Here is an 8,766-nt window from a genome sequence, read left to right on the forward strand (position 1 = left end):
TACTGTATCACTTAATAGAAAAAAAGGAAATCAATATATATGATATACCTATTTCAGAAATAACTGATCAGTACATTGAATATCTTGAACAAATGATGCAATTCAATATGAATGTAGCAAGTGAATTTATTTTAATGGCAGCAACGCTCATTGAAATAAAATCACAAATGTTGTTGCCACAAAAAGAAAAAAGTGAAGATCCGAGACAGGAACTCATTAATAAACTATTGGAATATAAGCTGTTCAAAGATGTATCTGAAAAGTTAAAGAAATATGAAGATGAAAGTAGTTATTATTTTTCCAAGCCAAAGGAGGAAATGGCAATTACTTCTGATGTTAAAGTAGAGCAGCTTTCATTGAATGAAATAAATATTTACGAATTGTACAATGTTTTTATGTCTTTAATAAAAAATCAAAATATTAAAGTAGTTACTGAAGAAAAGTTTAAACTGTACAGAGAAAATTACAGCGTAAAGGACTGCGTAAATGAATTGCTGAAAAAATTGAAAATCAGCGGAAGAGTTTCATTGTTCGCAACGTTTAAAGAAAAACAGCAAATTACAAAAGAATATATAATTACAACGTTTCTGGCTGTGTTGGAACTCTCAAATAAACAAGGAATGAAAATTTATCAAACAGATACATACAGTGATATAATTATAATCGCTGCGTAGGAGATAAAATGAATATAAAAAGTGTATTAGAAAGCTTGCTTTTTGCATGGGGCGAACCTTTAAATATAAATGAAATTTCAAGAATTTTGAATATATCGCTTCCAAGTATAAAAACTCACTTAGAAGAAATGATAGTTCAATGCAATGAAGATGCTAACAGAGGACTTATTGTTCAAAAATTTGGGAATTCCTTTCAGCTTACAACTAAAAAGGATAATTTTGAATTTATTCAAAGTTTGCTTCAAACTACAGTAAATAAAAGCTTATCCACTGCAGCAATGGAGTCATTATCAATAATTGCATACAAACAACCGGTAACTAAAGTTGAAATTGAGCTAATAAGAGGAGTTAAATGCTCTAATGTAATAAAAGGTCTTATAGATAAAGGACTTATTAAAGAAGTGGGAAGATTGGATAAACCGGGAAGACCTGCAATTTATGCAACAACAGATGAATTTTTAAGACATTTTGGCTTGAATTCAATAGAAGAACTTCCTGCCTTAATCATAGAACCTGATGAGGAGAAAAAAGCAACGTAAAATTCGTTGCTTTTATTTATAATATGGGAATTTGGATTGTTATTTTTATAGTCGGGGGACTGCTGTTTGTATATTTTAATATTAAGGCTTGCTTTAAGTTAAATCTTACTAATTCATTTTTAAATATTTCAGTGCTCGTCATTTTATTCAAGAAAAAATATAGACTGCATCAAAAAATTTTTTATATAGATTTTGCAAATAAATTAATTGCAAGATACAAAAAAACAAAAGAAGCAGATAAAGTTAAATGGCATTTTAAATATTTAGAATATGTAAGAAAAATATCAAGATATTTTATAATTAAAAATATTTACTTTTATCCTGAGAATATTGATAATAATTCTTCGTTTGCCATTGAATTCATTATTGTAAATAATATATTGAAAAAATCTTTGCTTAATGGATAATGTTATATTTCTCCTTTTTTAGGGCATACTGTATTTATACAAAATAAGAAAGGGGATAAAATGGGCAACGATATAGAAAACATTATTAAAACAACGCTTGATAACATAAATAATCTAACCGAAAACGAAAAACTCATCAGCAGTAAAATTACATATGATAACACAAATTATCTTGCTATTTCAAAACTTAACATGAATTTTGTTATAGGTGGCAGCGATATAGATAAAAAATTTCGTTCTGTTGATTTAAAACCTTTTGCAGGCGCTGCGTACGTTAATTTACAGTTGGATCCGCAAATACTTATTTATGAAACAAGTAATAGTGATGTTAAAACTATTAATATTTATAATGATATACCACCATTAGATTTAACATCGTCAATAATGAACATCATGTCATTTATAAAAGATATAAGGGAGAAAAAGGATAGTGATATATAAAAGTTTTAAAGTTTTTATTATTTTTATTGCTATGACTGTATTTCTTTGTCAGTTCAATTATGCAGAAGCAATACCGGACGTAGCAGCCAAATCATACATAGTAATAGATGCAGATTCAGGAAGAATAATCAGCTCCAGAAATGCAAATGAAAAACTGCCCATAGCCAGCACAACTAAAATAATGACTACCATTTTATCAATAGAAAATGCAGATAATTTAACACAAAAAATAGAAGTACCTGCATTCAGCACAGGAATAGAAGGTTCAAGCATTTATTTAAAACCAAGACAAATGGTTTCAATAACAGACTTGTTGTATGGTACCATGCTTCGCTCCGGCAATGATGCTGCAGAAACACTGGCTGCTTTTACAGGTAGAAACAGTCAGGAAGGGTTTGTTTCAATGATGAATGATAAGGCAGTGGAGATTGGAGCATATAATACCTGTTTTGCAAATGCCTGTGGACTTCATGATGACAATCATTATTCAACAGCATACGACTTGGCGCTAATAAGTAAATATGCTATGAGAAATGAAACATTTAAAGAAATAGTTTCAACTGTAAAATATAAGGCAGAAAGTTTAAATACAATATTGTATAACAAAAATAAAGTTGTACTGGAATATGAATATGGCAGCGGAGTTAAAATTGGATATACTAAAGCAGCCGGAAGATGTCTTGTTGCATCTGCAGAAAAGGAAGGCATTGAAATAATTGTTGTAGTACTTAACGACAACGATTGGTTTAATGACAGTTACAAATTATTTGACTGGGCGTTTGAAAATTATAAAAATTACAGTATAGTTGAAAAAAACCAATATGTTGGAACTGCTTCAGACGGTAAACCAGTTTTTATTTCGGACAGCTTTACTTATTTACTCACTGAGGACGAAAAAAATAAAGTACGTTTCGAATTAAATATTACAACCCCTCACATAGTAAATAATAAAAATAATACGATATACGGAACATATAATATTTTTCTGAAAAATGAGTTAATACACACAGGAAGTTTGATGGGCAATTAATTATTGATAGTCAGCTTGATGACAAATAGTAATTTCCGACCTCGTCATTCTGAGACGTAGTCGAAGAATCTCATCTTTTAAAAGTTTTAAGAGATCCTTCACTGCTTTCAGGATGACATAAATGGTGGTTATTATCAATGGTCTAGCATTTAATTATAAGTTGTCTTTTTTTCGTTTGCAAATTAAATAATATGTATTATACTATTATTATAATTTATCTAAAAGGCAGGAGTTTATGGGAGAAGAAAGATTACAAAAATATATTGCACACTGTGGTATTTCATCCAGAAGAAAAGCAGAGGAATTGATAAAAAACGGCAATGTAAAAGTCAACGGTATTGTTATTACAGAACTTGGAACAAAAGTTGATACAGATAAGGATATCGTATCTGTTGACGATAATTCAATTTCTGAAAGCAATAAATTAATATATATTAAGCTATATAAGCCGGAAGGCTATGTAACAACGGTAAAAGATCAATTTAATAGAAAAACCGTACTTGATTTAATCGATATTAAGGAAAGAATTTACCCAATCGGAAGGCTTGACTATAATACATCAGGTTTATTGCTCCTTACAAATGATGGAGACTTGGCAAACAAACTTATGCATCCGAAATATCATATATTTAAAACATATGTGGCAGAAGTTGATGGATACATCAGTGATGAAGCAATTAATAAACTTAAAAATGGTGTAAATGTAGAAGATTATAAAACGGCTCCTTCAAAAGTAAAGCTAATAAATCATTCAGGAAATACATCCACAATTGAAATAAGTATTTCTGAAGGCAAAAATAGACAGGTTAGAAAAATGCTTGATGCAGTTGGACATAACGTGCGAATGTTAAAAAGGATTTCTTTAGGTAAAATTGTTTTGGATAATTTAAAACCTGGTTCTTGGACTTATTTAAAAAAAGAGGAAATTAAATTTTTAAAAGGAAATCATGAGGGTTAAAATGGATTAAACGAAATATAGCATATAAATAATTTAACAGCTGAATTATTTATATTAAAAAATGCATGATTGGTATATTTGCCATCATGCATTTTTTCTGTTATTTTATACAATTTCATATTAAGTATACGATTTCATAATAAAATTTTGCATTTTATGAATTTAAACTTGCATTTCAAGCTATACTTGAAATATTTCTTGCATAAATGCAAAAACATGCTATTATAATAGATGGATAGTGATAATTTTGGAGGTTAAATATGACTGATAATAAACATCTTCTACTAAATGAGGATTGGTGCAAGGGATGTGGTATATGTGTGGGTTTTTGTCCTAAGCAAGTTCTTAAAATAGTAAACGAAAAATGTGTAATAGCAAATCCAGATGCATGTATCTTCTGTGGACAATGTGAACTTAGATGCCCGGATAATGCTATTTACATAGGAGGAAATGATAATGAACAGTGAAAAAAAATATAAATTACTTCAAGGAAATGAAGCTTGCGTTGAGGGGGCTTTAGCTGCAGGAATGAGATTTTTTGCTGGATATCCAATTACACCATCTACAGAAATTGCAGAAATATCTGCTCAAAAACTGCCTCAGCTTGGAGGAAAGTTTATTCAGATGGAGGACGAGCTTGCAAGCATGGCTGCAATTATAGGTGGTTCTCTTGCTGGGTTAAAATCTATGACTGCTACAAGCGGGCCGGGATTTTCACTTATGCAGGAAAACATAGGATATGCGGCTATTACAGAAACGCCATGTGTAATTGTTAACGTTCAAAGAGGCGGACCTAGTACAGGACTTCCAACATCACCGGCTCAAGGTGATATAATGCAGGCTAAATGGGGAACTCATGGAGATCATCCAGCTATTGCAATAACACCTAATTCTGTTCAGGAAACATATGAATATGCTATAAAAGCTTTTAACATTGCAGAGAAATACAGAACACCGGTTATTTTCTTAATGGATGAAACAGTTGGACATATGAGAGAAAAAATTATTTTTAAAGACCCTTCCGAAATAGAAATTATAAATAGGAAAAAACCAACGTGCAAGCCAGAAGAGTATGTTGCATTTAAGCCTGACGACGATATGATACCGCCAATGGCATCATTTGGAGAAGGATACAGATATCATGTAACAGGACTTACACATGATGAAACCGGCTTCCCAACTAACAATAATGAAATTTCCGGTAAACTTGTTCAACGTATTGTAGATAAGGTTGAAAAAAACATTGATGATATAACTTTTTACGAAGAATACATGTTGAGTGATGCTGAAATAGTTATTGTTGCATTTGGAGGGGTTTCAAGAGCAGCAAAAAGCGCCATAGATGAAATGCGTGATAAAAATATTAAAATAGGAATGTTCAGACCTATTACAATATGGCCGTTCCTTGAAAAGCAAATAAATGATGTTGCAGAAAATTCAAAAGAAATTTATGTTGCTGAAATGAATATGGGGCAGTACTTTTTGGAAGTAGACAGGGTTGCGGGTAAGAAATGTCCTGTAAAAAAAATCAATAAAATTACCGGAGAATTAATTACTCCTCAAGAAATTATTGATGCTGTTATGGGAGGTAAATAAAATGAATTGCAGTGAAATAACGCAAAAATATTACAGAGTAAATAGATTGCCTCACATATGGTGCCCTGGATGTGGACATGGAACATTGATGAATACAGTTGTAAGAGCAATAGATAAACTTGGACTTAAAAAAGATGAAGTTGTAATTGTATCTGGAATAGGCTGTTCTTCAAGAGCACCCGGATATTTGGATTTTAACACTCTTCATACAACCCACGGAAGAGCATTAGCGTTTGCTACAGGAATTAAACTTGCAAATCCTAAACTTCATGTAATAGTAATAATGGGAGATGGCGACAGTTCTGCTATAGGTGGAAATCATCTTATTCATGCAGCAAGAAGAAATATTGATATAACTACTATAGTTTTCAATAATAATATATACGGAATGACCGGAGGACAATATTCTCCTACAACGCCTTATGGGGATTTTGCAACGACGGCGCCATTTGGAAATATCGATAAACCTTTTGATCTCTGCAGCCTAGCTCAAGGTGCGGGTGCAACTTATGTTGGAAGAGCAACTGCATATCACGCTTTACTGATGCAAAAACTAATTGAAAAAGGATTACAAAATAAAGGCTTCTCATTTATTGAAGGATTAAGTCTATGCCCAACATATTACGGCAGAAAAAACAAAAAAGGAAATTCGGTAAAAATGCATACATTCTTAAAAGATAACTGCATAGATGTTAAGGTCTTGGAGAAGAATCCTGAAAAAGCTGAAAATAAAATTTTAATCGGTGAATTTTACAATAATCCTAAACCCGAATATACAGAAAGTTATCAAGTAATTATTGATAAGTTTAAAAATAATTGAGGAGATTAATATGTTCAACAAAATTGAAATTAGATTAAGTGGCTCTGGCGGTCAGGGTGTAATCTTAGCAGCTATTATATTGGCAGATGCTGCAATAGAACAGGGAATAAATGCAATTCAAACTCAATCTTATGGACCTGAAGCAAGGGGAGGGTCAAGCAATGCTGAAGTTATTATAAGCAAGCATGAAATTAAATTTCCGAAAGTTACAAATGCTAATATATTATTAGCATTAACACAAAATTCATACGACAAATATATTGCAACTTTGAGCAAAAATGGTATACTAGTAGTTGATGAAAGTGTTAATGTTATTACGGATGCGCCTTACACAATTTATAAACTTCCGATATTAGATACTGCACAGAACAAAATAGGAACTCATATGGTTTCTAATATTGTTTCGGTTGGTGTATTGTATGCTCTTATTGGAGAAGATGTTATAAGTAAGGATGTAATGCTCAAATCTATAATTGACAGGGTGCCACCTGTTACAGTTGATAAAAACATAAGTGCTTTTGAAGAAGGAATAAAACTAATTCGAGGATGATATGAAAAATAACAATAATTTAATTGATCTTATAAAAAGCAATTATTCTAAATTTAGTAAAGGTCAAAAACAAATCGCACAATTTATAATAGATCACTACGATAAAGCTGCTTTTATGACCGCAGCAAAAATAGGGGAAACAGTGGATGTAAGCGAATCAACAGTAGTACGTTTTGCAAGTTCACTTGGTTATTCTGGTTTTCCAGAACTCCAGAAAGCACTTCAAGTTTTAATTAAAAACAAACTTACGACAGTTCAACGAATTGGACTGGATGATGATATTATCAATGACAAAGACAAATTGCACAGAAAAATAATAAAAAACGAAATGAACAACATGCGCAATTTGTTTGAAAGCATCGATACTGAAGCGCTGGACAAAGCAACTGATCTTATAATGAATGCAGATAAAGTATACATACTTGGACTTCGAACATCTTCAACTTTATCAAATTATCTTGGATTCTATTTAGATGTAATACTTGACAATGTAAAAGTATTAAATAACAGCGGCGTTAACTCGCTATATGAAGAAATTATAAGAATAAAAGAGACAGATGTTTTAATAGTTATAAGTTATCCAAGATATTCAAAAATAACAATAGAAGCTACGCAGTTTATTAAGGAACACAAAACAAAAATAGTTGCCATAACTGATACGGAAGCATCTCCTGTATATAATATTGCAGATGTTTCACTTTTGGCAAAAAGCAATATTGTATCTTTTATAGATTCACTGGTTGTTCCTCTTGGTATGATTAATAGTTTAATAATTAATATAAGTCTTCAGGAAAAAGATGATATAGTTGAATATTATAACAGACTTGAACAACTTTGGGACAATCACAGCATTTATCAAAACAATTAAATAAGTATTACAATGATAAAGGACATGCTAATGTCCTTTATTAGCGTGTAATAAAGCTTTAAAAAAATTTTGTTGTTAAATTTCAAAATCTGTAATATAATGAAGAAGTGTTTAAGTATACAGGAAAGGAAAAAGAATAATGATAATCGCAATAGACGGACCATCAGGAGCTGGCAAAAGCACTGTTGCAAAGCTATTAAGTAAAGTATTAGATTTTGAATATATTGATACGGGAGCAATGTACCGGGCTCTTGCGTATAAAGCATATATTAATAATATAGAGATTGACGAGAATAAGATTGATAAAATGCTTGAAATGACAACAATTGATTATTATGATAATAAAATTTATTTGGATAACCAAAATGTTGAAAGTTTAATAAGAAGTGAAATTATTTCAAAAGGTTCATCGAAAATATCTGCACTAAAAAATGTGCGTATAAAAATGGTAGCGCTTCAAAGAAATATCGCTAAAAATAAAAATGTTATTTTAGACGGCAGAGATATTGGAACTAAAGTATTTCCTGACGCTGATTTCAAATTTTTTATAACAGCCTCTGTTGAAACTAGAGCTAAAAGAAGATATGAGCAACTTAAATTGAGCGGTACAGATGTTGATTTCAATGATGTACTATTAAGCATTAAAAAGAGAGATGAAAGTGATTCAACAAGAAAAATTTCTCCGCTTGAAATGGCAGATGATGCCATATTAATAGACACTTCAAATATGGAAATAAATGAAGTGGTTAAAACAATTGCTAATTTAATCGGAGGAAAGAATGTTCTATAAAATTGCTGTTGCTATATTAAAAGTTTTAGTGTTTTTACTTTTCAATGTAAAAGTACATAATGCAGAAAATTTAGACAATACAAAAGGCGGATA

11 protein-coding genes are annotated in these 8,766 nt (G+C 31.0%); all 11 read left to right on the top strand.

The genetic code is table 11. The features are described from left to right. Positions 1-2 precede the first annotated feature (2 nt). Positions 3-674: a segregation and condensation protein A gene (locus tag SA378_RS06950; protein WP_318525258.1), complete on the top strand. Its 672-nt coding sequence runs from the start codon at positions 3-5 to the stop codon at positions 672-674. An 8-nt stretch (positions 675-682) separates the two neighbouring features. Beyond that, the gene (gene scpB, locus SA378_RS06955) at positions 683-1,213 is read left to right on the top strand and encodes an SMC-Scp complex subunit ScpB (protein WP_318525259.1); all 531 of its coding nucleotides are present in this window, start codon (positions 683-685) and stop codon (positions 1,211-1,213) included. Between the two features lie 467 nt (positions 1,214-1,680). Further along, the gene (locus SA378_RS06960) at positions 1,681-2,061 is read left to right on the top strand and encodes a hypothetical protein (protein ID WP_318525260.1); all 381 of its coding nucleotides are present in this window, start codon (positions 1,681-1,683) and stop codon (positions 2,059-2,061) included. Further along, a complete protein-coding gene (locus SA378_RS06965; protein ID WP_318525261.1) occupies positions 2,051-3,091 on the top strand; it encodes a D-alanyl-D-alanine carboxypeptidase family protein in 1,041 nt (346 codons plus the stop codon). The genes SA378_RS06960 and SA378_RS06965 overlap by 11 nt, the downstream gene beginning before the upstream one ends. A 235-nt stretch (positions 3,092-3,326) precedes the next feature. After that, entirely contained in the window at positions 3,327-4,049 is a 723-nt protein-coding gene (locus tag SA378_RS06970) for a pseudouridine synthase (RefSeq protein WP_318525262.1), read from the top strand. 260 nt (positions 4,050-4,309) lie between these two features. Beyond that, positions 4,310-4,516: a ferredoxin family protein gene (locus SA378_RS06975; RefSeq protein ID WP_318525263.1), complete on the top strand. Its 207-nt coding sequence runs from the start codon at positions 4,310-4,312 to the stop codon at positions 4,514-4,516. Further along, positions 4,506-5,645 (top strand): 2-oxoacid:acceptor oxidoreductase subunit alpha, encoded by a 1,140-nt coding sequence (locus SA378_RS06980; protein WP_318525264.1) that lies wholly within the window; start codon positions 4,506-4,508, stop codon positions 5,643-5,645. The genes SA378_RS06975 and SA378_RS06980 overlap by 11 nt, the downstream gene beginning before the upstream one ends. 1 nt (position 5,646) lies before the next feature. Further along, positions 5,647-6,465 (top strand): 2-oxoacid:ferredoxin oxidoreductase subunit beta, encoded by an 819-nt coding sequence (locus tag SA378_RS06985; protein WP_318525265.1) that lies wholly within the window; start codon positions 5,647-5,649, stop codon positions 6,463-6,465. A gap of 10 nt (positions 6,466-6,475) precedes the next feature. Further along, positions 6,476-7,015: a 2-oxoacid:acceptor oxidoreductase family protein gene (locus tag SA378_RS06990; RefSeq protein ID WP_318525266.1), complete on the top strand. Its 540-nt coding sequence runs from the start codon at positions 6,476-6,478 to the stop codon at positions 7,013-7,015. Between the two features lies 1 nt (position 7,016). Next, positions 7,017-7,883 (top strand): MurR/RpiR family transcriptional regulator, encoded by an 867-nt coding sequence (locus tag SA378_RS06995; RefSeq protein ID WP_318525267.1) that lies wholly within the window; start codon positions 7,017-7,019, stop codon positions 7,881-7,883. Positions 7,884-8,022: 139 nt separating this feature from the next. Continuing rightward, the gene (cmk, locus tag SA378_RS07000; RefSeq protein ID WP_318525268.1) at positions 8,023-8,673 is read left to right on the top strand and encodes a (d)CMP kinase; all 651 of its coding nucleotides are present in this window, start codon (positions 8,023-8,025) and stop codon (positions 8,671-8,673) included. Positions 8,674-8,766 lie beyond the last annotated feature (93 nt).

Source organism: Sedimentibacter sp., assembly GCF_033447055.1.
Lineage (GTDB): Bacteria > Bacillota > Clostridia > Tissierellales > Sedimentibacteraceae > Sedimentibacter.